Source organism: Dysgonomonas sp. GY617, assembly GCF_015233815.1.
Lineage (GTDB): Bacteria > Bacteroidota > Bacteroidia > Bacteroidales > Dysgonomonadaceae > Dysgonomonas_A.
Map to the genome: position 1 here is coordinate 215,444 of NZ_JADCLR010000007.1, position 26,496 is coordinate 241,939.

At 35.0% G+C, this 26,496-nt stretch carries 23 protein-coding genes and 1 riboswitch; of the genes, 2 read left to right on the forward strand and 21 right to left on the reverse strand.

Annotated features, from left to right (window positions below; all coding sequences use genetic code 11):
- Positions 1-115 precede the first annotated feature (115 nt).
- Positions 116-1,285: a lactonase family protein gene (locus IR022_RS08060; RefSeq protein ID WP_199330287.1), complete on the reverse strand. Its 1,170-nt coding sequence runs from the start codon at positions 1,283-1,285 to the stop codon at positions 116-118.
- Between the two features lie 234 nt (positions 1,286-1,519).
- On the opposite strand from IR022_RS08060, the gene IR022_RS08065 reads away from it, so the two are divergent.
- Positions 1,520-1,780: a type B 50S ribosomal protein L31 gene (locus tag IR022_RS08065; RefSeq protein ID WP_050708627.1), complete on the forward strand. Its 261-nt coding sequence runs from the start codon at positions 1,520-1,522 to the stop codon at positions 1,778-1,780.
- 299 nt (positions 1,781-2,079) lie between these two features.
- On the opposite strand, the gene IR022_RS08070 is transcribed toward IR022_RS08065, so the two are convergent.
- The 12 genes from IR022_RS08070 to IR022_RS08125 all read right to left on the reverse strand — a co-directional run bounded on the left by IR022_RS08070 (position 2,080) and on the right by IR022_RS08125 (position 18,896).
- Entirely contained in the window at positions 2,080-3,084 is a 1,005-nt protein-coding gene (locus IR022_RS08070; protein WP_194203329.1) for an ABC transporter ATP-binding protein, read from the reverse strand.
- Positions 3,085-3,210: 126 nt separating this feature from the next.
- Entirely contained in the window at positions 3,211-4,248 is a 1,038-nt protein-coding gene (locus tag IR022_RS08075) for an iron ABC transporter permease (protein WP_194203330.1), read from the reverse strand.
- Positions 4,249-4,416: 168 nt separating this feature from the next.
- Entirely contained in the window at positions 4,417-5,547 is a 1,131-nt protein-coding gene (locus IR022_RS08080) for an ABC transporter substrate-binding protein (RefSeq protein WP_194203331.1), read from the reverse strand.
- Positions 5,548-5,613: 66 nt separating this feature from the next.
- On the reverse strand, positions 5,614-6,705 hold the full coding sequence (locus tag IR022_RS08085) for a YncE family protein (protein ID WP_194203332.1): 1,092 nt from the start codon (positions 6,703-6,705) through the stop codon (positions 5,614-5,616).
- A 41-nt stretch (positions 6,706-6,746) separates the two neighbouring features.
- Positions 6,747-8,723 (reverse strand): TonB-dependent receptor plug domain-containing protein, encoded by a 1,977-nt coding sequence (locus IR022_RS08090; protein ID WP_194203333.1) that lies wholly within the window; start codon positions 8,721-8,723, stop codon positions 6,747-6,749.
- Positions 8,724-8,859: 136 nt separating this feature from the next.
- Positions 8,860-9,017, reverse strand: a riboswitch (cobalamin riboswitch).
- A gap of 34 nt (positions 9,018-9,051) precedes the next feature.
- Entirely contained in the window at positions 9,052-10,356 is a 1,305-nt protein-coding gene (locus IR022_RS08095) for an MBOAT family O-acyltransferase (RefSeq protein ID WP_410492805.1), read from the reverse strand.
- A 197-nt stretch (positions 10,357-10,553) separates the two neighbouring features.
- The gene (locus IR022_RS08100) at positions 10,554-11,972 is read right to left on the reverse strand and encodes a LysM peptidoglycan-binding domain-containing protein (protein ID WP_194203335.1); all 1,419 of its coding nucleotides are present in this window, start codon (positions 11,970-11,972) and stop codon (positions 10,554-10,556) included.
- Between the two features lie 34 nt (positions 11,973-12,006).
- Positions 12,007-13,416 carry a GDSL-type esterase/lipase family protein gene (locus tag IR022_RS08105; RefSeq protein WP_194203336.1) on the reverse strand — a complete coding sequence of 470 codons (1,410 nt, stop codon included), beginning with the start codon at positions 13,414-13,416 and terminating at the stop codon, positions 12,007-12,009.
- Positions 13,417-13,675: 259 nt separating this feature from the next.
- Positions 13,676-15,085 (reverse strand): OmpP1/FadL family transporter, encoded by a 1,410-nt coding sequence (locus tag IR022_RS08110; RefSeq protein WP_194203337.1) that lies wholly within the window; start codon positions 15,083-15,085, stop codon positions 13,676-13,678.
- A 112-nt stretch (positions 15,086-15,197) separates the two neighbouring features.
- Entirely contained in the window at positions 15,198-17,135 is a 1,938-nt protein-coding gene (locus IR022_RS08115; protein ID WP_194203373.1) for an NAD(+) synthase, read from the reverse strand.
- Between the two features lie 248 nt (positions 17,136-17,383).
- A complete protein-coding gene (locus IR022_RS08120) occupies positions 17,384-18,019 on the reverse strand; it encodes a peroxiredoxin (protein WP_050708635.1) in 636 nt (211 codons plus the stop codon).
- A 127-nt stretch (positions 18,020-18,146) separates the two neighbouring features.
- On the reverse strand, positions 18,147-18,896 hold the full coding sequence (locus IR022_RS08125) for an endonuclease/exonuclease/phosphatase family protein (RefSeq protein ID WP_194203338.1): 750 nt from the start codon (positions 18,894-18,896) through the stop codon (positions 18,147-18,149).
- A 256-nt stretch (positions 18,897-19,152) separates the two neighbouring features.
- Here IR022_RS08125 and IR022_RS08130 point away from each other — a divergent pair, with 256 nt between their 5' ends.
- Positions 19,153-19,548: an iron chaperone gene (locus IR022_RS08130; protein WP_194203339.1), complete on the forward strand. Its 396-nt coding sequence runs from the start codon at positions 19,153-19,155 to the stop codon at positions 19,546-19,548.
- 32 nt (positions 19,549-19,580) lie between these two features.
- On the opposite strand, the gene IR022_RS08135 is transcribed toward IR022_RS08130, so the two are convergent.
- The 8 genes from IR022_RS08135 to recN form a co-directional block, all read right to left on the reverse strand.
- Positions 19,581-20,219: a trimeric intracellular cation channel family protein gene (locus IR022_RS08135; RefSeq protein ID WP_050708638.1), complete on the reverse strand. Its 639-nt coding sequence runs from the start codon at positions 20,217-20,219 to the stop codon at positions 19,581-19,583.
- A gap of 97 nt (positions 20,220-20,316) precedes the next feature.
- Positions 20,317-21,396, reverse strand: coding sequence for a tRNA 2-thiouridine(34) synthase MnmA (gene mnmA, locus IR022_RS08140; RefSeq protein WP_050708639.1), 1,080 nt, complete (start codon positions 21,394-21,396; stop codon positions 20,317-20,319).
- A 129-nt stretch (positions 21,397-21,525) separates the two neighbouring features.
- Entirely contained in the window at positions 21,526-22,029 is a 504-nt protein-coding gene (locus IR022_RS08145; RefSeq protein ID WP_194203340.1) for a hypothetical protein, read from the reverse strand.
- A gap of 222 nt (positions 22,030-22,251) precedes the next feature.
- Positions 22,252-22,629 carry a YccF domain-containing protein gene (locus IR022_RS08150; RefSeq protein WP_050708641.1) on the reverse strand — a complete coding sequence of 126 codons (378 nt, stop codon included), beginning with the start codon at positions 22,627-22,629 and terminating at the stop codon, positions 22,252-22,254.
- An 87-nt stretch (positions 22,630-22,716) separates the two neighbouring features.
- The gene (locus IR022_RS08155) at positions 22,717-23,094 is read right to left on the reverse strand and encodes a RidA family protein (protein WP_194203341.1); all 378 of its coding nucleotides are present in this window, start codon (positions 23,092-23,094) and stop codon (positions 22,717-22,719) included.
- 28 nt (positions 23,095-23,122) lie between these two features.
- Positions 23,123-23,866, reverse strand: a complete 744-nt coding sequence (gene rlmB, locus IR022_RS08160) for a 23S rRNA (guanosine(2251)-2'-O)-methyltransferase RlmB (protein ID WP_050708643.1) — start codon at positions 23,864-23,866, stop codon at positions 23,123-23,125.
- Positions 23,867-23,957: 91 nt separating this feature from the next.
- Positions 23,958-24,668 (reverse strand): SMI1/KNR4 family protein, encoded by a 711-nt coding sequence (locus IR022_RS08165; RefSeq protein ID WP_050708644.1) that lies wholly within the window; start codon positions 24,666-24,668, stop codon positions 23,958-23,960.
- The gene (recN, locus tag IR022_RS08170) at positions 24,665-26,326 is read right to left on the reverse strand and encodes a DNA repair protein RecN (RefSeq protein ID WP_194203342.1); all 1,662 of its coding nucleotides are present in this window, start codon (positions 26,324-26,326) and stop codon (positions 24,665-24,667) included. Before recN ends, IR022_RS08165 begins: the two co-directional genes overlap by 4 nt.
- Between the last annotated feature and the right edge of the window lie 170 nt (positions 26,327-26,496).

A 26,496-nucleotide genomic window follows, 5' to 3' on the forward strand; every position in this document is an offset into this window, starting at 1 on the left:
TTAGTAAGACCTGTAAGCTAGCAGAGTAAAAGAATTACGATATTGAATCTAAAAAAATAAGAGGAAGAGCATTCAACTCTTCCTCTATCAATTTTAAGAATTCATTCTCAACAATTTATTCTATAGAGGCAAACTTTACACAAACTGGCATATCCAGCTTTATATCGTGCCCTGTATCTTCTAATAATCCCGTATTCTCATCAATCTTAAAGACCTGAATAACATCATTGTCACGACAAGCTACTAATAATAATTTACCATTAGGAGTAATTGCAAAATTACGCGGATGAACTCCGGTTGTACGATATCCGACCTTTGTTAATTTACCATCTGCTTCATTTATTGAAAAGATTGCTAAGCCATCATTTTTCAATCTATTAGAAGCATATAAGAACTTGCCATTAGGAGTTATACCAATATCACCACTACCTTTAGCATTAACTGTATCTGCTTTTATGGTTTGTATTTCCTTTAGATTACCATCATTATAATCGAAAGCAATTACATCCCCCGACAATTCTGTTATCACATATGCAAACTTATTGTTTGGATGAAACTTAAGATGACGAGGTCCTGATCCTCCTTTAACTGTAAATGCAGCAGGATTACCTACTGATAAGAAATTATCTCCTGATTCATTTACATTAAATTTATGGATCTTATCGGTTCCTAGATCATTTGCAAATAAGAATTTTCCATCAGGAGTAAACTGCACACAGTGAATATGCGACTGTTTCTGACGCTCAGTATCTGCTCCTTTTCCTGCAAAACTAATAACCTGAGATGCTGTTTCTAAACCACCTTTTTCGTTTACAGAAAAATATGTAAGACTACCCCCCGAATAATTAGCTGTTACAACATGTTTCCCTTCCGAATCTATATTTATGTAACAAGGAGCACCTCCACCAGTTAATTGCTTATTGATAAAGGTAAGCTTACCATCTTGCTTATCAAAAGAAAAAGCATTAGCAGCAGATGTTTCAACACCATCATCTTCGGTTACCGAATAGACAAACTTCTCAGATGGATCTAAGACTAAATACGAGGGGTTATCAACCTTTACTTCACTTATATATTTAGACGTTCCTGTTACAGTATCTAATTTATAGACATAAATACCTTTACTTTCGCCTGAAGTATATGTACCAACTAACATATACATTTCCGTATCACTTTTTTCAACTTGATCCATAGACTGATTTTCAGTATTATTGTTTGCATTTTTATTTCCGCATCCCATTATTAGAAACACAGACGAAAATACTGCTACAACTTTCTTTAGCATAGTTTTATATATTTGTTTATACAATTAAATTCGAGCACCTTTCTTAAAGAACATACAAAGGCTATAACCTTAATTTTGAACTCTAAAAATAGAATAAACAAATTTAATGAATAAAAATATGTGACCAACTCCTTTTTAATAAGAAAATTCGATCAGTAATATTTTTTTATTCTTTAAAAAAGTCTATCTTTGCAGACCGAAAAGAGAACAATTAAAAAAATAATAATATAAGCAATGAAAAAAGGAATTCATCCAGAAAACTACCGTCCAGTTGTTTTCAAAGATATGTCAAACGATGAAATCATAATTTCTCGTTCAACAATCAATGCAAAAGAAACCATTGAAGTAGACGGAGTTACTTATCCTCTAATCAAATTAGAGATCACTAGTTCTTCTCACCCTTTCTACACAGGAAAACAAAAACTTGTGGATACTGCAGGACGTGTTGATAAGTTCATGAATCGTTACGCAAAACGCACACAAGTTAAAAAGTAATTTTACTTGTAGATAATGATACATTAAAGCATTCCGAATTTTCGGAGTGCTTTTTTATTTTCATCAAAAACTAGTACGTATCAATAATAGAGAAACAAATAGTATAGTATTTCATTTCAACTTGCAGGAAACGAGTAACAATAGAATGTATTACACGAACTTTTTTTTCTAACAATCTTATATAGTCATATCTGAGATCTTTCCTCCATAAACAAACAAGAGAAATCACCGCACATACTTTCTATTTGTAGAGAATCTACTAAATTAAAAGAGTATTTTAAATATTATATAAAATAGGATTAGCCTTTTAGCCAAGAATCGAGCTCCTCGAAGGATGAGAGAGCTTCTGTTTGATTATTCCGAACTACTGATATCTGAGTAGGTGATAACAATTTTAATGAAAGTTCGCTTGTAGGATTATCTGTCAGACAATACCCCTTTCTTGATAAAAAATTCTTTGTCCAATAATACAGTTCCCCTTGGGCGTCTAAATACATTGATTGATTGATAGTTTGATCAGAAATAAATCGTCCCGTTTGTTGATCAAAAATAATGGTACTATTTCCAATATAATCATTTATGGCATTAGATAATACTATATCTTCCGTCACCCCACATTTCAAACCCTTATCCCTTGCCAACAGCCACAAACGGTCTGCCAGAGTAAGAGCCAGCTCTATATCATGAGTTGATAATAAAATAGTCTTGTTTTGTTTTATTGCTATCAGATGCAACAAGTTCATAATCTCAATTCGGTTAACTATATCAAGAAAGGCAGTAGGCTCGTCTAATATAATAATAGGACACTCTTGCGCTAAAGCTTTTGCTATCATAACCTTTTGACGCTCCCCATCTGATAATTCAGCAACGTATGAATCCTTTTTATGTAGAATACAAACATCATTCATTGCTTTTTCTACAATCTGATGATCCTCTTTAGTTAATCGTCCGAAGAAGCCTGTATAAGGGTACCTACCTAGTGCAACAAGTTCTGAAACAGTTAATCCCCCAACAACAGTTTTATCCGTCAATACAAGCCCTAACAATGTAGATAACTGCTGTTCTGAATACTTTGAGATAGCTTTATTCTGTAAATTAACTTCACCTCTCAATGAGGGTTGAAGCCCCGTAAGCGTACGCAATAATGTTGACTTACCAGCTCCATTAGAACCCAATAAACAGGTTAACTCTCCTGCATAAAGATTGAATGACATATCTTCATACAATACAGACGTATTCCTGTTACGAGATTTAGGATACCCGATACTAAGATTTTGAGCTGATATAATAGGTTCTTTATTCACAGATATATTTACTTCAAATTATATTTTTTGCTTACTAGCTAGTAGCTATTTAAATAAATGAAAGTATCTAATTATAACAGACTATCACTGTTGGGCTTACTAAAGCAACAAAAAAAGTCTGAAACCTTAATTGAAATACTGAATTTTCTTTTGATTTACAATAACATATATAATTACAGGAGCTCCAAAAATAGGAGTAATTGCGTTCAATGGAATTAATCCTGCTGAACCTGGAATTACACTAATCAGATTACATAGCAAAGCCATAAATGTCCCTATAAGAATAGTCATGGGTAATAACGATTTATGATTGGATGTTCCCAGCATAAGCCGAGCGATATGAGGTACAGCCAGCCCTATAAAAGAGATAGGACCACAATAAGCAGTAGTTACAGCAGTCAATATACCAGCACATAGTAATAAGAGAAAGCGTACTTTCTTTATATTAACCCCCAAATTAGCAGCATATCTATCACCTAGCAACAAAGCATTTAGCGGCTTCACCAATACTACAGCTAATATTAATCCGATTGATACCGTTATACAATAAAAGGGAAGTTGTTCCATAGATACTCCTGAGAAATCCCCCATCCCCCAGATCATATATGAGAATACCTGCTCACTCGTACTCCAGTATTTTAGTAAAGAAATAACCGAAGATGTTAGGTAGCCAACCATGATACCAATGATTAACAACATTATATTATTCTTTACGATGGAAGCAAAACCAATAATAATAAGCAGGATAAGAGCTGCACCCACAAATGCACCTGCAACAACAGTCATCGATATAGAAAGATCAAAGCCTACATTATTACCTATTATACCTCCAAACAGAAGTATAACAATAGCAACACCAAGCCCTGCACCTGCACTGATACCCAGAATACCTGCATCGGCTAGAGGGTTACGAAATGCAGTTTGTAGCAATAAACCTGCAACAGCTATTCCTCCTCCCGTAAATAAAGCCGTTATAGCCTGAGGCAGCCGCACTTCGAGAATAATATGTTCCCAAGATTTTTTTACAGCTTCACCACCTGTCAAAATATCTACAATTGCCTGAAATGGAATCTTTACAGATCCTACAAACAGATTTGCAAAGAATAAAATGACAATTGCAACTATAAGTAGCAGTATATAACTTACGAGATGGTTATTTTTCAATTTCAACAGTTCTATTTATATCCAAAGGTAAATCAAAACCTTTTGCTTAAACAAATATAGTAATACTCTTTTAAAGTAAAGTCTCAGACCTATCTATTGTCTACCTTAGGAAAACACCCAATCGTTATGATTTCTCAAAGAAGACATCTAACACTTACTCTTACAAATTCACTCTTTCATCTTACTATAATAGCGAGGAGTGTAGTCCGGAAAAAGATCCGGATGGAAAATATACGCAAAGTCTTGCAAAATATAATCAGGATGTATTGGAAGATCCTCATAATAAGATTTTTCTGCCGCATTACACCCGTAAATATTACGATTTTTAAATGCTGAGAAGTACGAATATGGCTTGTATTCTTTTTCTAACGAAGTATACGTTAAATCAGTCGGATGATTATACTTTATCAGCCAAAATTGAGCATCTCCTGCTTTATCCAAAATCTCCTCGAAAGCTAAAGGCGTTGAAGCAACTTTATCGTTATCCGACCACACATAGTTAGCCCCTGCATCACTTAGCATTCTCGATATGAAACTACCTCCTCCTGATATATACCATACATTACCATACATTAAATCAATAAATACAGACGGCTTTTCTTTAACCGATACCATCTTTTCTTTAATTGTATTGTAATTATTCACCGTTATATTGAACAGAGAGTCAGCTTGCGATTCGTTATCAAAAAATAAAGAGTAGAATCTAATCCATTCAGCACGCCCCAATGGCAAAGGCTCCATATAATCGGGGGTTTCTATTACAGGTATACCTGCTTTATCAATACTCCCATAGGTACGCCCTTGTATTGGTGTAGCGAAAATAGCTTCGGGATCAACATCTACTATTTTCTCGATTATTGGATTTGCAGCCTGACCTAAATCGGCGATAGTTCCATTTTTTACACCTTCTTGAATATAGTCAATATCAATATAACTTGGCTCACAAACACCTTTTACGGTAGCTAGAACACCTAATTCGTTAAGTGTTGCACAATGAATTGTTGAATAAGCAACTATGCTTTTCAATGGAGTTCTTATAAGTGTACCTTTAGGTAAGTTAGCAGGCAAGCTTTTGGTTTTATCTACCAAAATATATCGTTGCAAAATTTTTGTAGAATCCCAAGGATCTACAACTGTTACCTCTTTATAATCAGCATATTTTTTCACAGTAAAACCTTTGGCATATTGTACTATATAAACTGTATCTATAACATTCCCCTCAACCTCAGCCGATTGTTTATTTCCTGAACAAGAAGTGATAAGAAATACCAGAAGTAAAAACAAATAATTTTTTCTCATTACCTTTAAAGTAAATTAAGGTCGTTATATATTCTATAACGACCTTTTGTATTTAACACAATACTCTTATTTAATAAAAAAGGCACCAGCAGGATTAAGACCACCTGTGTTGAAATGGCTAACTAATTTACCTGTGGTCGAAATTATGTACATTTCAGCATTAGTTCTATAATCAGAAGTTCCGATATAGATTTCTTTTGTTGCAGGATCAAAATCCAAAGTAGATGGACTCGCTGAGAATTTAACATCACTGTTTACAAAGCTTCCATCCACATATTTTTGATCATAAATATGATATACTTTATAATCTACTGTTGGAGCTCCGTATTGGGCATAAATAGTATATAATCTATCTCCAGTTGGGTTGATTTTCATCAACGTTGCGTTTCCTAACGAATCAACTGAATAATTAGGATTAATACGTTGAAGAGTATTAGGTACATCACCATAATTACCCATAGAGATAACATATACATTTCCTCTTCTGTCAATCTCAAGTGTAGTAGGGTTTAAAACAACCTCAATATCTTTAACCTTCGAAAAAGTAGCGATATCGATAACTGATACAGTTTTATCATAATTAGGATAGTTCATTCCTCCCGAATTTGCTACATAAATTTTATTATTGGCAATCTTTAGATTTTCCGGATTATTACCAACTTTAACCTGAGTTGCATCTACCAATAATGTTTTACGTTCAATACGAGCAACATAACCATCGAAATAAGTAACATATACATACTTGTTATCAGAAGCAAAATTTCTTGGTTTTTGAGCCTTACCATCTCTTTCTGAAACAATCTTTTTCACTAATTTACCTTGTATATTGGTCACATAAATAAGCCCCGAACCATACATTGCAATATAAATAGAATCTCCAGAAACAATAAGATCTTGTGCAGTATCGCCCAATTCAAGACCATTGTTTAATGACTGGAATACTGTTGGATTACATTTTTTTGTCTCTTTATCATAAAATGCTAGAGACGCATTATTAGAGCCTTGATTACCGCTATTCAAAATAAATGCACCCTGAGTAGAAGATAAAGGTGGAGTCCACACATCATAATCAACTTCATCATCACTAGAACAAGAAGCAAGAAACAATGTAGACAATGTTAGAAGCATGCTTCTAAACAAAAGATTTTTATAATTCATAATTATATATTTAGTTTAAAATGAGTACTCTCTAATAATTTTTATAATGTAAATGCCGCCAATATTCTAAAAGACCTACCCGGCATAGGATATCCCTGTATTATTTCATAATTTTTATTTGATAGATTCAATGCTTCAGCCTGTAACCTTAGCTTGGTCTGTTTTAATAAAAAAGTCTTATTTACTGATACCGAATGATCGCTATAAGCATCTATTCGCGTTGATTTTGTATGATCCAGTTTAGAATAGACTTTACCACTGGCAACAAAACTATAAGTAATATTTACCCAAGGATTTTCGAAACTTATCGACCCCGACCCACTATGCTCGGGTGTATAAGGAATTTGCTTTTTAGTATCATCATTTTCACTCGATTGATAACTATATGCACCAATAGCTATTAACTTTAATGAAGATGACAAGTCAATCTCCGATGTTGTAGAAACATCAACCCCATATATAGTTACATTATCGAGATTCGTCATTTTCAGAACCTGAGGAGCTGCCGCAAATATTACAATCTTATCTCTTACTTTATTTAAATAGGCATCAACCGAAATATTAAGCAAACTATACTTTTCGCTCACAGATCGATAGAATGTACTACCTATATTATATTGTTTTGAAATCTCAGGACGTAATGCTGTATTTCCCATACGGAAATAATACATTTCATTAAATGTTGGGGCACGGTATATATCCTTATAAGAAGCTCTGAATCTCAAACCTATGTCAAAAGGATTATACAATAGACTGAATGCCGGCGACAATCGCGTTTTATCTTTAGGGCGGTCTCCCTGCTTCACGTTCTCGCCAATGTATGTTCCTAATATACCGGCAGTAGCAGTCAATCGGTTGGTCTTAACCTGTGCATTCAAAGCCGTTAATGAAGTTCCTCGCGATGGATATTGTTGTTTTACAAAATTGGAGGTTAGTTTATTATAAGCATAGTCTTGCGCCAATGATACAGAAAAAATATCAGTAGGCTGATACAATGCCGATGCAGAACCATAGTATTCAACCTGAGTATATTTATCAATAATAAATCCGTTATCATATATAGCATCAACATCCAAATATTTACTATACAATCTGGAATACTTTCCTAATCCTTGTAGCGAAAATTTCGAGTTGATTTTTTTCTCGTAATTTACTTGTGTAAAGAAATCTTTATTCCACAGTCTTTCATTGGCTTCTATATTACCAGATATCACAGCTCCGGGAATTCCTCTTTCCGAATCAAGATAGAATGCTTTCAGTTGAAGCGTCCCACCACTTTTCAGATCACCGTATACATTTAATTCGCCTTGCCAGATATCAACATCTGAGTTATTCCGATTACGACGTTCTGTTTTTTCTCCAGTGTTAAACTTAAAAGGATAATTTCCATCAGCTCTTTGCCAACTTCCATTAAATGTAGTAGCCCATGCGGACGATATTTTGTAAGATTGAACGATTGCCGGACTAAACATACCCCATGATCCTCCATGAAGAAGAACCTGCCCTTTATACTTTTTATCCCCAAATTGAGGTTTTGCCGTTTTAATATTCAGAGTTCCCGCAGAAGCAAAAGCCTTTGCCGATTGAAATATATCGTCAGCCTGTCCAATATTGAGTGATATAAAAGATATATTTTCAAAAGAGAAACGCCCTATATCAGTTGCCCCTGATTGAGAATTGCTAAAAGCTATTCCGTCATATAATACAGCAGTATGCTGATCACCTAAACCCCTTACTGAAACAGTTTTCAAACCACCTATTCCACCATAATCCTTCACCATTACTCCCGCAAATCGTCTTACAGCATCAGAGATTGATTGCACACCAATACGCTCTAAATCGGCAAAAGTCATAACTTGAAGAGGCGAGGCAGCACGCGAAACCGAAGGTAATACCTGTGCAGTTACAGTTACCTCATTGATATGCTGAATTTTTATGGAATCTTTATTCTGAGCATCTACTTCGAAGAAGCAGAACTGAGAAATAAGAAATATAAGGAGAAAACAAGAATACTTCATATACTGAAAGCCTATAAATCAATAATAGATTTAGCTTTCGGACAAAATATTGTGAAGAAATTACATTGGAAATATTCTAAAGAAGAATGAATCGACAGTTTTTGATCTTCAGCTCTATTTCTCGAAAGCTGTTTAGTATCACTTTTTGTCGTCTTGCAGGTTTTCTGACTTACATTCTATTCATTTACAAATAGAATGCTTACAGTAGCGAGTCTGTCCAGGTCTTTCACCTGATTACCCTTTTTGCATCCTTCTTAAATATTTATTACAGGAGCAAAACAACGGTGCAAAGATATGTTATAAAACCTAATTCATCCAAACAAAATTGTTAAAATTGGAAGTAGATGAATGGTTGCGTTCCACTAGACGCAGTTGCATATACCAACCAGAATACGCCACCTACAATAATAGCACGTCCAATATACGGTAACTTAAGGAAGCCCATTTCAACCATATCACTCACACGCTTAGGTGTGAAATGTAAAATGAAACCTATAAATATAAGTATAAATACATTTCGGTATCCTTGGATTACCATGAGCCATGCCTCGGGATTATATTCGAGTCGGCTAATATTACTTATAACCGCTGTGGCAACTTCAAAATCGTTGGCTTTAAAGAATATCCAACAAAATGCTACAAAATGGAAAGTGATAATTCCGCAAATCAGATTAACAAATATATTCTTTTCGGGAAGTTTTACAAACTGCCTGAATAAACGCTCAACAGCAAGTGCTCCGCCATGTAATGCACCCCATGCAATATATTTCCATGCCGCACCATGCCAAAGACCTCCAATAAGCATCGTTAAAAATAGATTGAAATATGTGCGGAATCGTCCTTTTCTGTTTCCTCCTAATGGAATATACAAATAATCTCTCAACCAAGACGACAAAGAAATATGCCATCTACGCCAGAACTCAGTCACCGAAACCGATTTATAAGGTGTACGAAAGTTCTCAGGAAGTTTAAATCCCATTAATAATGCTATACCGATAGCCATATCAGAGTAACCCGAAAAATCACAATAGATCTGTAAAGCATAACCATAAGTAGCCATTAATGTTTCGAATGGTGTATAACTTAAAGGACTATCAAAAATACGGTCTACAAAATTCAGAGATATATAATCGGATATAACAGACTTTTTAATCAAACCCGTAATAATCAAAAATAAAGCTAGACCTGCTTCTTTCTTCGACAAATTTATCTCACGATACATCTGCGGAAGAAATTCCTTAGCTCTCACAATAGGTCCAGCAACCAATTGAGGAAAGAAAGAGAGATAAAAAGCAAAATCCAGAACATTCTTAGCCGGCTTAAGTTCCCTCCGATACAAATCAACAGAGTAGCTTATTGCCTGAAATGTAAAGAATGATATACCAACAGGTAGAATGATATGTTGAAGTTGAAAATTCTCGTGAAATAGGCTGTTTAAATTCCCAATAAAGAAATTCATGTATTTGAAATACGCCAACACTAACAGATTGAGAACTATTGTAACTGTAAGCACTGTTTTTCGGACTGACTTCTTTGTAGATAAGTCCATTACTTCAGACAGTATATAATTAATGAGAGCCGACAGTATCAATAATATGAAATACTCGCCTCCTGCCTTATAGTAGAAAAACATCGAAAAGAGTAAAACATATACTGTCCGAAAATGTGCGTATTTCCGAGTCAATATATATACTAAATAAAAAGCCAAAAAGAATCCAAGAAACAAACTCGAGCTAAATAAAAGCGGGTTGCTTGGGTCATACTCAAACCAAGATCGTATTTGATCTGTAGTTATAGAGAAATAAGATTCTAAGTTAGTTAACACAGTTTTCAATTAGTTCTACTTTTTACATAGTTATCATAAGCAGTCAAAAAGTCAGTAGTGAAAAGCACTCCCTGCTTTTCATATCCTTCTCTTGTATAGTGCACTTTATCTTTAGCCATCAATGGAGCAAAATCTTTATTAAGAGGAGCTTGTACGCCGCCCAACTTATTCAACAAATCCCATACTACACAGCCTTTCAATCCTTTCATAGCCTCTCCATATCCTTCTACAAAAGTATTAGGAGTTCTTCTTTTAAACAATGAAGGCGGAGGCGTCATTAATAAGATTATAGACTTTGGATTATTTTTCTTTATCTTATCTATAAACTCTTGCATTTGTGAAACATAATAGGGCGTTGTCCATTTATTAAAAGCCTCATTTGTTCCTAAAGAAATGACTATTAAATCTGCTCCTAAAGAAGGTAGTTGCTCAAAAAACAATGGATATTTATTGTAATCTGAAACCTTTGTTCCATTTACTCCTATGGTATGATATATAACACCTGGTCTCTCGTTTTCTACCACTATCCCACTTAAATTATATTCGGACTGCTTATTACATGGTAAAATAGTCACCTGATTAGATGACATAGGCAGAATAAATTCCGATTCGTAAGGTTTTTCTTTAGAAAGAATAATCTTTGGTTCATTCTCGCTTTTCTCCTCCTCTTTTACAACTTTGGGGATCATAGCCACTTTAGGCTCAGGCTCTGCCAACTCCTGCTTATTGGGTATTTTTAAGTCCATTCCCACACGAATCGTATTTGAGCCCAAATTGTTTATTTCCTTTAATTTCTCCACCGAAATACCATAGTTTTGAGATATTCTATACAAAGTCTCTTTACTTTCTACTTTATGTAGAGTATAGTTTACTTTTGACCCCTCAGCCTTTTTGCTTTCTATTTGGGGCTTAACAACAACCTCTTCCGATACAGTTTTATAGTCACTATTGGGCAAAACGATTTTAAAACAAGATGTTTTAGTTGGATACAATAGCTTTATCTTATTGAATGTATATAAAGGGTTAGCATCTATATTTATTTCAAAATCAGAACTATTCGCATAGAGTCCTATTCCACTTAAACCTACTGAAACATCTGTCACCGGATATATATTACGACGACTCTCCCATAAAGTATTGGAAGTATATTTTATATAACTTGTACCATTTGTTTTAGCCAAACTATAAGGAAAGGAAAATCCATATCCCCCATTGCCAAACTTAGTTTGTAAAATTTGACGAATTACGTTTGTAAACATATCAGCCTGCACATGCGAATCGCCAATATGTACAATATTCACTTTACCCTTTTGATTCTTCTCCAATTGATATAACTTATCAAATAAAGGTTCCAACAACTTCACATTCTTGAAATCTGAAGATACAACGTCCTTACTATCTTTCGAATATATAGCGGAAGACATTAAACACAGAAAAAATAAGAATGTTATTGTTTTTTTATAAATCATCAGTATGTTTAGTTCGGGCTGCAATTTGCCCTGATTCTCTTAATCTTTTATATTGAATATACCCTTTATCCAGTTCATTATAAATAAGTCCACCTATTTTTTTTGCTCCCTTTTGATTGAAGTGAGTATAATCTTTATTAGCCAAAGAAGGACTTTCTTGTACCCATTTTATCATAGAGCCATATCCACCCATCAATGTATATAGATTTATAAAGCCCGAATGAGTACTCTCGGCATACAATCTCTGATGTTTTACCAAAGGTTCTACCGCCTTATCGGTTTTCATTTCCATATCTGTTTTCACAGCTCTGTCTCCTGTCGATATTATTAAAATACTTGCATTCGGAAAGCATTGCTGCAAGTGATTAACCACACCTGCCATTTTAGATTCGTACCAACTATAATCGGTAGTACCATATCCTAAAACATTTGTACCGTATTGTAGAACTATCAGATCATAATTTAGAACCTTATCCAATGCGTTCATCAAATCTCTATTAAATAGAGACAGTGGTAACCCTGAATTTCCTCGTAAAGAAAAATTATCTACATGAACGCCTATCCCATCGTCAAAATTAACTCCATAAAAAGGTATAGAATCAGTCTTTTCGAAAGTAGCTTTCAGCGTTTTAGAAGTAGACGAGAGTTTAAGAGTATTCAATAATCTGTCGGCAACCAATTCGTGACGTATAGACGAATCCTTACCCAAAGCAACATTAACAGAAGCATTATGATTGGAAGAGCTTCCATAAAACAAAGTTGGATTATAAAGTAAAGTTGAGTTTGCCACATCATTGGCAGCATATCTGACCCATGTTTGAGAACCTCTAGGTGCAAAAGAGACTTGCCCATCTACCCCAAATGCTCTCTTCGGCTTCTTTACATTTAAGAACGATTGAGTCTCCCAATTATTTGAATATTGATGTGTAACTGAGTATCTGGCTGAAGCCGAAAGAGAGGTTACCCCTACAAAGCCAACACCTTTACCTCCATAAGCATTTTGATATGAGCTACGTATATCCTGCACAATCAAGTCACCATCATTCATTGAGTCTCCGAAGTAAGCTATACGAACTTTACCTTTACCCGAGTTTTCTAGTTCATATAATTTCTCATAGAAGTTTATGAGATTACCAATGCCTTCGCTATTTTCCGAAGCATCTATATCAATTCTATTAATTAACGTATCATTCGCCAGAGAGTCAACATCTGCTATTAATATCGAATCATTAGACATAGCATCTAAAGCCAAACTATCAATAACTATTCCCGGTGTTGTACCTGTACTTTCAGGGAATAATCTGGCAGGAAGAACTTGCTTCAACCCCCAAAATACCCCTATAGCAATAACTATAGTCAAAAACGACTTGAAAAAATAATTTTTAGCTTTATCCTCCATACCCTAATTTAGGTCGAAAATCCGTTTATTGCTTAGTAAACCACATAATCAGTGGTTATTATAATCAGGCATTTTATAAAAAATTAGCCCAAAATTTCTAGTCTATTAACCAGAAACCGAGAACCTAATACGTCAATATTACGGTGTGTTTAAAAATGCGCTGCAAAGCTAGTTACTTTATTGAAACTTCAGATACTATATATAACAAAAAAACTGCCTTGCGGCAGTTTTTTATCACGTAATTTGTCAAATATATTTATTAGAATGAGAAGTCAACTCCCGCTCCAAAAACTTTATTAGTTCTTGAGAATACATCCTTAGATGTACCTCCTCCTGGTACTTTTGTATAATCTGAATAAGTTGTCCAGAAATAACCTACATTTATTCTCACTGATGGAGAAACATTCACAGCACCTCCTAGACCTAAAGAGTATGAATCGCAAGAGAAGCTTAAGTCTCTTTGGAAAACATCACCCACACCATAGCGTGTGATTTGTCCACCGGCACTAACAAGAAACATTCTATCAATTTGATATTCTACACCTGCTAAATATTCATTAGTTGCACCTGCGTCTTTTTGCTTATCTCCATCCATTTTGGCATCAGAGTCAAAGAATCTATGATAACCAACACTAGCCATTAGTTTTTCGGTAACTTTATAAGAAGCTCCGATAGTCAACAAGGCAGGAATATCGTGAGCTGTATTTACTCCATCTCCAAACATACCTGTATCGTCTCTTTTTGTATTATTTTCTACATCAAGTGAAGTCTTAAATTCGTACTTAACACCAATGTTTAATCTATCTTGGTAATTAAAATTGAAACCGATAATAGGAGCTACTCCCCAACCGCTTTGCGAACTTTCTAACATAGCACCTTCGCTGCTAGAAGCTTTAGCCATTAAAAGTATTTGTTGTTGTTTAGCTGGGTCAGCAGCTGCACCCGCAGCTATTTGCTCCAAAAGTGGAGCAGCATACACCATATTCTGAGAATAATCGGAACCCACTTGAGTTAGGTTTAATTTTAATCCTCTCAAATATCCCTCATACGAATTTCTTACAACATTCAATCTGAAACCTGCGTAAGCAGAAAACATTTCGTTGATCTCGTAAGTTCCACCCAATTGACCCCCAATAATCATATTAGAACCCTTCATGTGTTGGTTTACCTCATATCTGTTGGCAGTATATCCTGTAAGAGCTTGAGTCTGATTTACTAATGCAGCACTAGTTCCTGCAAGAGCTTCGAAAGAAGGTAGCCCATTATTAAAAGTAGCTTTACCTCCACCACCTGATATAGCGACAGACCCAGATAAAACCCATTTACCTTTTTTATAAGCACCTTGTAAGCTTGGAATAAATGGTACTGAAGCCTTACCTTCAAAGGTTTTTGTATCTAATCCACCATTCATCAAGAATATAGGAGAAGTAGAAGTTATAGTTCGTGTTTGAAATGCACTCTGATTTGTAAAAGAAAAATGGAATCCATCAGTAAGTTTTACTAAACCTGCCGGATTCGTGTAAACAGCATCAATCTCGGTAGAAGCATCACGCGCCGGATTTCTAAGAAAATGCACACTTTGATTGGTATTAGTAAGTAAACCTCCTGCAAACAATGCAGAAGAAGACATACAAAGGGCAGCAATGGCTACCAATTTTGATTTATTCATGAATTCTTTAAAATTGAAATTGGGCAGCAAATGTATTAATATTAATTTTAGTTTCAAAAGAAACTATAACAATTTAACCACCTGATAATCAATATTATTATTGCATACACAACTATTGCAGTGCGTCCAATTGTTTCAACCAGATAACACCTGAAGCATCACTTGCCATACGCCAATCGCCACGAGGTGAAAGATTTATAGAACCGACTTTTGGTCCATCGGGAATACATGAACGCTTAAATTGCTGTGAAAAGAATCTGCGGTAAAACACTTTAAGCCATTTAAGAATCTCTTCTTTCTCATAATCCTCCTTAAATGCCTTCTGTGCTAAAAAGTATATTTTGCGTGGTTCATAGCCAAATCGAAGCATATTATATAAGAAAAAATCATGCAATACATAAGGTCCTACTGTATCTTCTGTTATTTGTGATATTTTACCGTCCTTTCCTGCCGGTAACAATTCAGGACTAACAGGCGTATCCAAAATATCTAAAAGTATGTGTTGAGAACCAGAATCTAATTGTGTATCCGAAATCCATCGTACAAGAGTTTTCACCAACGTTTTAGGAATACCCGTATTAACGGCATACATCGACATATGGTCTCCATTGTAAGTACACCACCCCAATGCCAATTCCGAAAGATCTCCCGTACCTATTACCAAGCCATTTACCTTATTGGCATAATCCATTAATATTTGTGTACGCTCGCGAGCTTGCGAATTTTCATAAGTTATATCGTGAACATTTTCATCATGATCTATATCTTTAAAATGCTGAATCACTGCATCCTTTATTGGTATTTCTTTAATCGTCACACCTAACGATTTCATTAAGTCTAGGGCATTATTATAGGTACGATCAGTAGTACCAAAACCGGGCATTGTAATGCCATATATGTTTTTACGCGAAATATTCAGTTTATCAAAAGCCTTCACCATAACCAATAAAGCCAATGTTGAGTCGAGTCCACCTGACACCCCTACTACCATAGTTTGGCAATTGGTATGTAGCAAACGCTTAGCCAGCCCACCGACTTGTATAGCAAAAATCTCAGAACATCGGTCATCAAGATTCAATGGTGATGGCACAAATGGAGTTTTATTAATCAATCTTGTCAGTGAAAATTCAGAATCAATTTTAGAAGTACCGACCTTAACGATTCGATATTTTACCTCATCCAGATTTTTATATTCTGATATTGAGAATGATTTATTTTTTAAACGGTCATTTCTTAAACGGTCAACATCTATTTCTGTTACACAAAATTCGCTATCAAATGAGAATCGTTGTGTCTCCGCCAAAATTGAGCCATTTTCGGCAATCATACTACTACCAGCAAACACAATATCCGTTGTAGACTCTCCGTTTCCAGCAGCCGCATACACATATCCTACAATACAACGGGCTGATTGTTGACTTATAAGTGATTTACGATAAGAGTGCTTACCGATTGTTTCATTACTAGCCGAGAGATTAAATATTATTTCAGCTCCATATAAGGTATGTACACTTGATGGAGGAAGAGGTGTCCAAAGATCTTCACATATTTCAATTGCAAAACTAAAATCCGAGGTACGAAATATCAGATCAGTGCCTACTGGAATATTTTGCCCACACAATTCAATATTACTTTGAGTTAGTTCACGGGGAGAAGAAAACCAACGCTTATCGTAAAACTCATTATAATTAGGCAGAAAAGTTTTAGGTACAACACCTAAAATACTCCCCCCATTGATAACAACTCCTACATTATATAATCTATTGCAAATTTGAAGAGGCATTCCTACAATGATAATTATAGAAGACTGTTCACTTACTAAACGAATTTTTTCCAGAGAATTTATAGCCTCATCTAGAAGTAAACTTTGATTTAATAAATCCTGAGCAGTATAAGAGGTTATACACATTTCGGGAAATACAATAGCAGAAATGCCTTGCTTTTCAGCATCAGCCACAACCTTTAATATTTCCTCTGTATTAAAATCACAATCTGCAACCTTCAATCGAGGTGAAGCTGCGGCCACTCTTACAAACCCATAATTATTCATCATTGCCAATTAAGTTTAAGACAAAATTACGAAACAAAATTCAAATCTTTGTTATTCAACAAATAACTTATAGAAAAGTTACAAAGGAGAGATAAGTAGCGTTTTTCTTGTTTTTGCAACCACTCTTTATATCATAGATCAAAGTAATCTTATTCATTATCAATATAAATCAAAAAACAATATCTTCAAAAACAACAAAGCCACAACAATTAGATTGCTGTGGCTTTGTTATTTATATCAGTTATTTCTTAGTGGCTATGCGATAAATAGTCAGAAATACCTTCTTGAGTAGCTTTCAAACCTTCTTTTCCTTTTTTCCAGTTTGCAGGACATACTTCACCAAACTCTTCTGTAAATTGTAAAGCATCCACCAAACGAAGAGTTTCTTCAACGCTACGTCCCAGAGGCATATCATTTACAACTTGATGACGTACAATACCTTCTTTATCAATTAAGAAAAGACCACGATAAGCTTGAGGAACTCCTACGAAAACCTCTTCTCCAAAATCGTTATAATCTGTATCACCGGCTAAAACATCATAGTTTTTAGAAACCATTAATGTTTGGTCAGAAATAATCGGATATTTAACGCCCTGAATACCACCTTGATTTTGTGGAGTTTGCAGCCATTTCCAATGAGAAAATGCAGAGTCTGTTGATGCACCTACTACAGCTACATTGCGAGATTCAAATTCTGCGATTTGATCTTGGAATGCAATCAATTCAGTGGGACATACAAAAGTGAAATCTGCCGGATAAAAGAAGAATACCACATACTTCTTTCCAATAAATTGTTCTAACGAAAAATTTTCAACAATTTCATTACCATTTACTACTGCACTAACATTAAATACAGGGGCTTTTTTACCTACTAATACTGCCATGATTTTAATTAATTTAGTTATTTTTTCTTATAAACAAAGTAACAAATTTCACACCAACAAATCAAATAGATAATCACTATACAGCTATAGATAGAAACAATCAGAAATCGTTATGTAGAAACACTTTTCATGGAAGTTTAACATCAACTAACACAGGTCTATGATCTGACGCTTCAGGCTCATCCACAACAAAACTATTTCTAAACAATCGACTTTTATAAGTTCTTTTATCTAATGCGATATAATCAATGCATTCTGAAGGTTTATCTGCCGGAAATGTATTATCTGAAGAACTCAAGACTTTAAAACTTTTCTTTAACTGTCCAATTACCTCAGAATAGGGATGGGCATTAAAATCGCCGGCAACAAATACAGGTTTCTTTAGTTTTGCAAGCTCTTGCTTAATCATTTCAATAGACTTTATCTGATCTTCTTCGGTTAGAGAAAGGTGAACTCCTAAAAACACGAACTTATCAAATTCTGCAATAAGCAACACTCTTTGCTCTTCTCTACCCGGTAGTGCCATGTAGCTCGTGTGTATAGGCTTTTCTTTAGACAATAACCCTGTTCCATATTTTCCTCCATCATAATCTATAGCAGGAGCATAATAGTAGTACATGCCCGTTAATTCACTAAGCTCTCCTAACACAAAACGTTTATTACTTCGGTTAGTTACACTATCAACCTCCTGAACAGCTACAATATCGGGATGGTACTTATTTATTACATTTGCTGTACGTTTATAATCGGATTTCATGTCCATTCCTATTCCATTACGGATATTATAAGTCATAATGCGGAGATCGTTTTGAGAACTAATACTCAAAGAAGTAAAAAGTAAGACACTAGTCAAAAATGTAATTAATCGTGCTTTCATATTTTTATAAATTAAGGCATAAGTAAACCCAGTTATATAACTGTTGTAGACAAATACAAATATACCAATTGAAAATGAAATATTGTCTTATTTAAGATTCAGTAAAAGGAAGAATTATAACAGAAAGGTATTTACACAGAATTTGAAGGTTCGAACAAAATCTATCGGAAATAGGTTATAAAATATAGGTACACAAATGTATAAGAGTACATTTTATTCAAAGAAGAACTTATAATTTTAATCTGCCTAAATAATTATGAAATCAGAAATAGACACTCCAAAACCCACTACTGTTGATGAATATATTGCAGCTGCATCTCCACTTGTAAAGGAATATTTGGTACAACTAAGAAGTATCATCAAACAAACAGTTCCACAAGCTGAAGAATGCATCAGTTATGAGATGCCAGCCTATAAGTTAAATGGTATTCTAATTTATTTCGATGGCTTTGCAAAACATGTAAGTTTGTTTCCCGGTGCAGAGGCTATTGAAGCTTTTAAAGATGAGTTAGTTGACTATAAAACCTCTAAAGGAACTATTCGATTTTCTCTTGACAAACCTCTTCCTATAACATTAATAAAGAAAATTATAAAATATCGAGAGAAAGAGAATCTAGTAAAACTAAATAGAAAGACAAAAAAAGCTTCTTAACTACAATTATTTAGGAAATCAAAACCGAGCAACTAGTCCTCTCCCTTGAGAATAGGTAGCCTCCAATGATATTTAGTTGCCAAAATTCGTATTACAAATACACATACAGCAGTTGATATTTGAACAATAGGCATTCCCACTCCTAAATAGTTTAGCAAACAGAATAAGAGCCCTCCTATTATACAAGCAACAGCATAGAGTTCTTGAGTGAAAATTATAGGGATTTCATTGATCAGAATATCACGAATAATCCCCCCCACAACACCGGTTATAGTACCCATTATCACAATTACCCAAGAAGCATACCCCAAGGCTAGTGCTTTCTCTGCACCTACTACAACAAAGAGTCCTAAACCAATACTATCGAACCAGAAGAATGTATTGTTGAGACGAACTAAGATTTTGCGATACACAATCACACAAAACAAGGCAAAAACAGTACACCACAGATATACACTCGAAAGCATCCAGAAAGGAGTAAGTCCCAAAAGAAGATCCCTCAATGTTCCCCCTCCTATGGCTGTGACTAGCCCTACAACTAATGCTCCGAACCAATCGAACCTCTTAGCAGATGCTAACCGAATACCACTAATAGCAAAAGCAAAGGTTCCCAGAAATTCAATTATATCAACAAATTGGATATTATTCCAAAAGTCAGGTAGCTGATTCATATTACAAACATCAAATAATGCAAAGTATTATATATTTTAGAAGAACAGCCAATTGTTGCTGTTGCATTTGTTAGAGCAAATAAATAAGTTTATAACCTTAATCAGCCTGTTCGTCTGCAATTACACCACTTCCCAAACACAATTTTGATTCTTTGTCATAAACAACACCAAACTGTCCGGAAGCAATACCTTGTATTCTTTCATCTGATTGAATACGATATATATCACCTATTTTCTCGATAGTTCCCGTTGTGAATTCAGGAGTATGACGCACTTTAAAAGTAATATCTTTTTTACCCTCAAAATCGCCCCAAACATCTTCTGTGATAAACGAAAAACCTCCTAGGTTTACCGTTTTGCCATATTGAGTTTCGGGGTCGTAACCATTCGATACATATATAATATTTCGCTTAACATCTTTCTTTATTACAAACCAAGGTCCACCACCCAGTCCTAAACCTTTACGTTGACCAATGGTATGAAACCAATATCCATTATGTTTACCTAAAACTTTTCCCGTTTCAAGTTCCACAATCTTCCCGGGACGTTCACCCAAATATCTACCTATGAAATCATTATAATTGACCTTACCTAAAAAGCAAATACCTTGGCTATCCTTTCTCATGGCAGAAGGTAAACCTTCTTGAGCTGCAATAGCACGAACTTCGCTTTTCAATAGATTACCTATCGGAAACATCAATTTAGAAGCTTGCATATAATCTATCTGTCCTAAGAAATATGTTTGATCTTTAACATGGTCTTTTGCAGTAGATAACCATGTTTTCCCATTCAATTCGGTAGTAGTTGCATAATGACCTGTAGCTATCTTATCGAACTCATGTCCCCACTTTTGTTCGAAACAGCCAAATTTAATCATCTTATTACACATAATATCAGGATTGGGAGTTAAGCCTCTTTTTACAGCTTCGATTGTGTAACTCACAACATTTTCCCAATACTCTTCATGGAGAGATACTATCTCCATTTTACAACCATATTTTTTAGCAATATAAGTTGTTATTTCTATATCTTCTTCGGCAGGGCAATCAATATAACCATCTTTATCTTCCATACCAATACGTATGTAAAAAATGGTTGGGTCATAACCTTGTTCTTTCAATTGGTGAACAACTACCGAACTATCAACGCCTCCCGATACAAGAGCTGCTATTTTCATTTTCTAAAGCGACCTCCTTTGGTCATTTATTAAGGTCTCAGACCTATTTATTAATCTATATCGCACTAAATCTCCATCTCCCGACTAAGGTATTAGTGTTCTACAAAAGTTTCACATTACTAAATACGATTACCAGATTTGAGTTTTAGCAAACATTTTTAATACTCCTAAACCAATCCCAACACCGGCTCTTGCAAAAAACTGATTTCGTCCATTACTTACATCAAAGTCGTATCCGGCTTTCACAAAGAAGAACTTATAATCAACATAAACATTAGGAGTCAGTACAATTCCATTTTTTTGTCCTCGTCTGAAATCAAATAGATAACCACCATCAACACCAACTAGTATAGTAAATGGATTATTGTTGAACAGGTCTTCACTCAAAAAGGATTTGATCTGAATGGGTTTTAAATTTAAACCACTCATCTCAGCACCACCCGAAGTTGTTATTTCCAGTCCACTAGAAACAAAAGTATTCAATTTGTTCTTCTCATGAAGAGTAGGAAAAGCCATACTGGCAAAAAACTGTCCATTAGCTCCATTCGAATATTGCCCACCAAACCCTATCAACTGGCCATAGCAAAGTACAGGTAAAAGGAGTAACAATAATAATATCTTTGATTTCTTCATCCTAGTTATGTTAAGTGAAAAATTAGTACTATAATCTAATAATACATTCCCTATAAACAACTTTCTCCAATGCTGGTTTACAGTAGTTATTTATTATCTTACAAAAATAATGCTTTCTTTTAATATCAAAGCCTTTTTCCAATATACATTATCTATATGAAAAACAAAAGCCTCTATACAAAAGTTAGTATAAAGACCTCTATTCGTTATATAATCATTCAATTAGGCATCTACAACCCTCTTTCCAAAGGGAAACAATGCTAATTTGATAAATTTAAAATGCTGCAATCCAAAAGGTATACCAATGATAGTTATACAAAGCAGAGCTCCAAAAAACACATGAGTCAGAGCAATCCAAAAACCACCTATAATAATCCAGATAACATTCATTATTGTATTGAGACATCCAGATGACTCTTCAACAGTAACTACCTTACTGCCAAAAGGCCATACTGCCAGCACCCCCAATTTGATAGATTGTAACCCAAAAGGAATGCCAATGATGGTTACCATCATAGCGATACTTGCAATAAAGTATTCGAGAGCAATTGCCCATCCACCAAACACAAGCCAGATAAGATTACCTATAAAGTTTCTCATTTTTTGTAATATTTTTTACTACATGTCACATCAATAGCCTAGTTATTGTAATTTTACTTACAAAAGCAATAGAAAATGGCTGTGACCTTATCGAACAGCAATTACTTCAATTTCTACCAAAGCCGCCTTAGGCAGATCTCTTACAGCAAAAGCTGAACGAGCCGGAAAAGTGCCCTCGAATTGAGTTGCATAGACTTCATTCATTGCTGCAAAATTAGCTATATCAGAAAGCAAGACTGTTGTCTTTACTATATTGCTAGTTGTAAGACCTGCTTCTGCCAAGATAGCTTTAATATTTTTGAATACCTGCTCAGTTTGTTCTTTAATGCCTCCATCTACAAAATCGCCAGTAGCTGGGTCAATAGGAATCTGTCCCGATGCATAAAGTGTTCCGTTTACTTCTATTGCTTGACTATATGGACCTATTGCTGCAGGAGCATTATTAGTTGATATTATCTTTTTCATTTTCTACTTTGTATAAATATTGTCAATATTATGCGTTCAATCCTTTTTGTCTGATAGATTCGTAAATCAATACTCCGGCAGCTACCGAAACATTCAGCGAACCAATAGTTCCGAACTGTGGAATTTTCACTAAATCATCACAAATACGAAGATTGTCATTAGACACACCTACATCTTCTGCACCCATTACAATAGCCACAGGACCGGTATAATCAACCTCAGTATATAATTGAGCTGCGCGTTCTGTTGCAGCTACTACTTTTACTCCACTATTTTTAAGAAACTGAATAGCTTCTGTCAAGCTGTTTTCTTTACATACCGGAATCTTCATCAATGCTCCTGCCGAAGTTTTTACAGCATCTGCATTTACTGTAACGCTTCCACGAGCAGGTATTACAATAGCATCAACTCCTGCAACCTCGCAAGTACGAGCAATTGCCCCGAAGTTACGAACATCAGTCAGCCCATCTAAAACCAAGATGAAAGGGCTTTTTCCTTGTTCATATAAAAAAGGAATAATATCTTCAATCTTTTCATAAGTAACCGCCGATAAAAAAGCAATTACACCTTGGTGATTTTTACGTGTATATCTGTCGATACGTTCCACCGGAACTCTTTGAACAGGTATATCGTGTGATTGTAAAGCAGCCGTAAGCTCTCTAAAAAGATCGCCTTGAAGTTCTCTCTTTACAATTATTTTATCTATTTCTTTTCCTGCTTCTATAGCTTCTATAACGGCACGTATGCCAAAAATCATTTCTTTTTCTTTCATTAAACGTGTTTTATATCGTAGGGACGTATTACATACGCCCATTTATTTTATTTCTCTATTTACTAATGGATGTATATAACACCCCTACCTTTTAGTCTAGTTTTTGAAAACCAAACTTATTTTTGAAATCAGACAAATCATAGTCTTTTCTTGTGCTCAGGTATATCAAATCATCTACATCTGTATCCAAATCTTGAACAGAATAATAGAGCAATAATCCATATTTACACCAATGAATAACTAGTCCATTACCATCGACTACCTTTTCCCATTTCTCAGCTAGCTCTTTTTCGAATTTGCCCCATATTTCAGCACTCTCCAGATCGCTCTTGTAACCAATATAGCTTAAAGAGTATCCTCCCGCTGTTTTTGCTTGTATGTCGGTATCAGCACTAGCTGCCTGATAAAACATAATCAACACCAAGAATTCAGGTAAAGGTAAAGCTTCAGCATACCAGATTACTTCGCCTTCGGGGTCTCCTATATTTGGCGAATGATATACAGGAACTACGTCTTTTCCTAGATCTTCTAAATCGATCCCCCAAGAAAGGACAGCCTGATTTTCTTCCAAAAAGACTAATTTGTTGCTCTTTATATATATTTGTTTAGGCTTTGCGAAAAACTCGAAGGCATCGGTAAACAAACTTATACGACCAACATTTAAATAAAAATCTTTTAAAGTTTGCGGAAATTTCACATTAAGTTTTTTCTCTGCTACTTCTAAAGATTGAATATCTACTCCCTCCGACGCTTCTAATTTACGTCCGAGTATTTTTTCTGCGGTTTCTTTTATTTTATTCATTTCTTTCCTAACATCACTTTAGCATTCTCTATTGCAGCATCCGTTATATGTGACCCGCTCAACATCTGTGCCAATTCTTTAATACGCTCATCCTCTGTAAGCTTTCGCAAGTTGGTAGTAGTACTATCCCCTTCGTGCGATTTATATACAAAATAATGAGCTTTTCCTTTTGCAGCAATCTGCGGTAAATGTGTAATAGCCAAAACTTGCATCTGACCACCAAACTCCTGCATAATATGCCCCATTTTATCAGCCACCTCACCAGAAACACCTGTATCTACTTCATCAAAAACAATTGTAGGAAGAGCTGTTGCCCCTGCAATCATCGATTTCAAACAAAGCATTACTCGCGAAATTTCACCTCCTGAAGCAACTTCTGCTACCGGTTGTAAGGGTACGTTTTTATTTGCTGAGAACATAAACTGCAAATCATCTATACCCGAAGCATCCGGATAGTTTCGTGCAGTTATCTCACACTCAAATCGAACATTAGGTATTCCTAAATAGGCTACCTTTTCGATGAGTTGTTTCTCTATATTTTTAGTTGCTGACTTACGTTTCTTACTTAGCTTTTCAGCTAGGACTAACATTTTCTCTTGTTTCTGAATCAACTCCTTTTGAAGCTCTTCTATCTGCTGATCATACGAATCGATACTCGTAAGCTTCTGTGCTAAATCGTTATATATAGCAATCAATTCAGCAACCGACGATACTCTATGCTTCTGTTGTAAAGTATAAATCTGATCTAAACGCTCTTCGAGAAACGATGCACGCTCGGGACTAAATTCCACATCACCTGCATAACGCTCACTTTCAGTGCTCAAATCTTTCAGATCAATATATGCTGTCTCCAAACGTTGTACAATAGATTCGGCATGCACATAAATCCCTGATAAGCTTCGGGCAGCGGTTAATCCCTCTTTTAGAGAAGAAACAACCCCTTTATCATCATCCGAAAGCAAAGTATATACTTTATACAAAGCTAATTTTATGTCTTCGGCATGATTCAGTGTCTCCTGCTCTTGTTCCAGTTCTTCAAGTTCACCCTCTATTAGATTAGCTTCCGCCAGAGCCTCAAATTGAAAACGAAGATAATCTTCATCCTCTTTGCTTCTTGCTGCTAAATCTTTTAGATTAGATAGTGCTGTATCAGCATTCTTATAAAATTTAAATGCTTCACGATACTCTTTCAATAAACTACCCGTACCCGCAAGTAAATCTACAATCTGCATTTGGAAGCGACTATCCCCTAGCATCAAATTTTGGTGCTGAGAATGTATATCTATCAATTGACTACCTAAATCTTTTAAGTCATTCAACGATACGGGTGTATCATTGATAAATGCTCTTGATTTACCTGTTGACAATATTTCCCTACGCAATATATAGGTATCGGGGTCATAGTCAATACCAGCTTCTTCACAAAAACTCTTGAGGTCGTATGCCGAGACATCAAAAGTACCCTCTATTATACATTTAGTTTCACCTTGCTTAATCGTTTTAAGATCAGCCCGCTGTCCTAAAATAAGCCCTAAAGCTCCTAGTATAATTGATTTACCGGCACCAGTCTCACCTGTGATGACAGAAAATCCTGATTCGAAGTCTATTTCGAGACTGTCGATCAAAGCATAATTTTTTATATATAATGACTTAAGCATATATCTTGACTAAAAAATAAGGGTTATACCCATTAAGACCTTAGGCCCATCCAATATTTTTTGTAAGCATAATATCTACAACCTCCTATAAATCTAAGCTATAGCATTAATATTTACACTTACTTACAAAAAACAAAGGTAATGAAATTTCATCATCTAGAAACACCTTT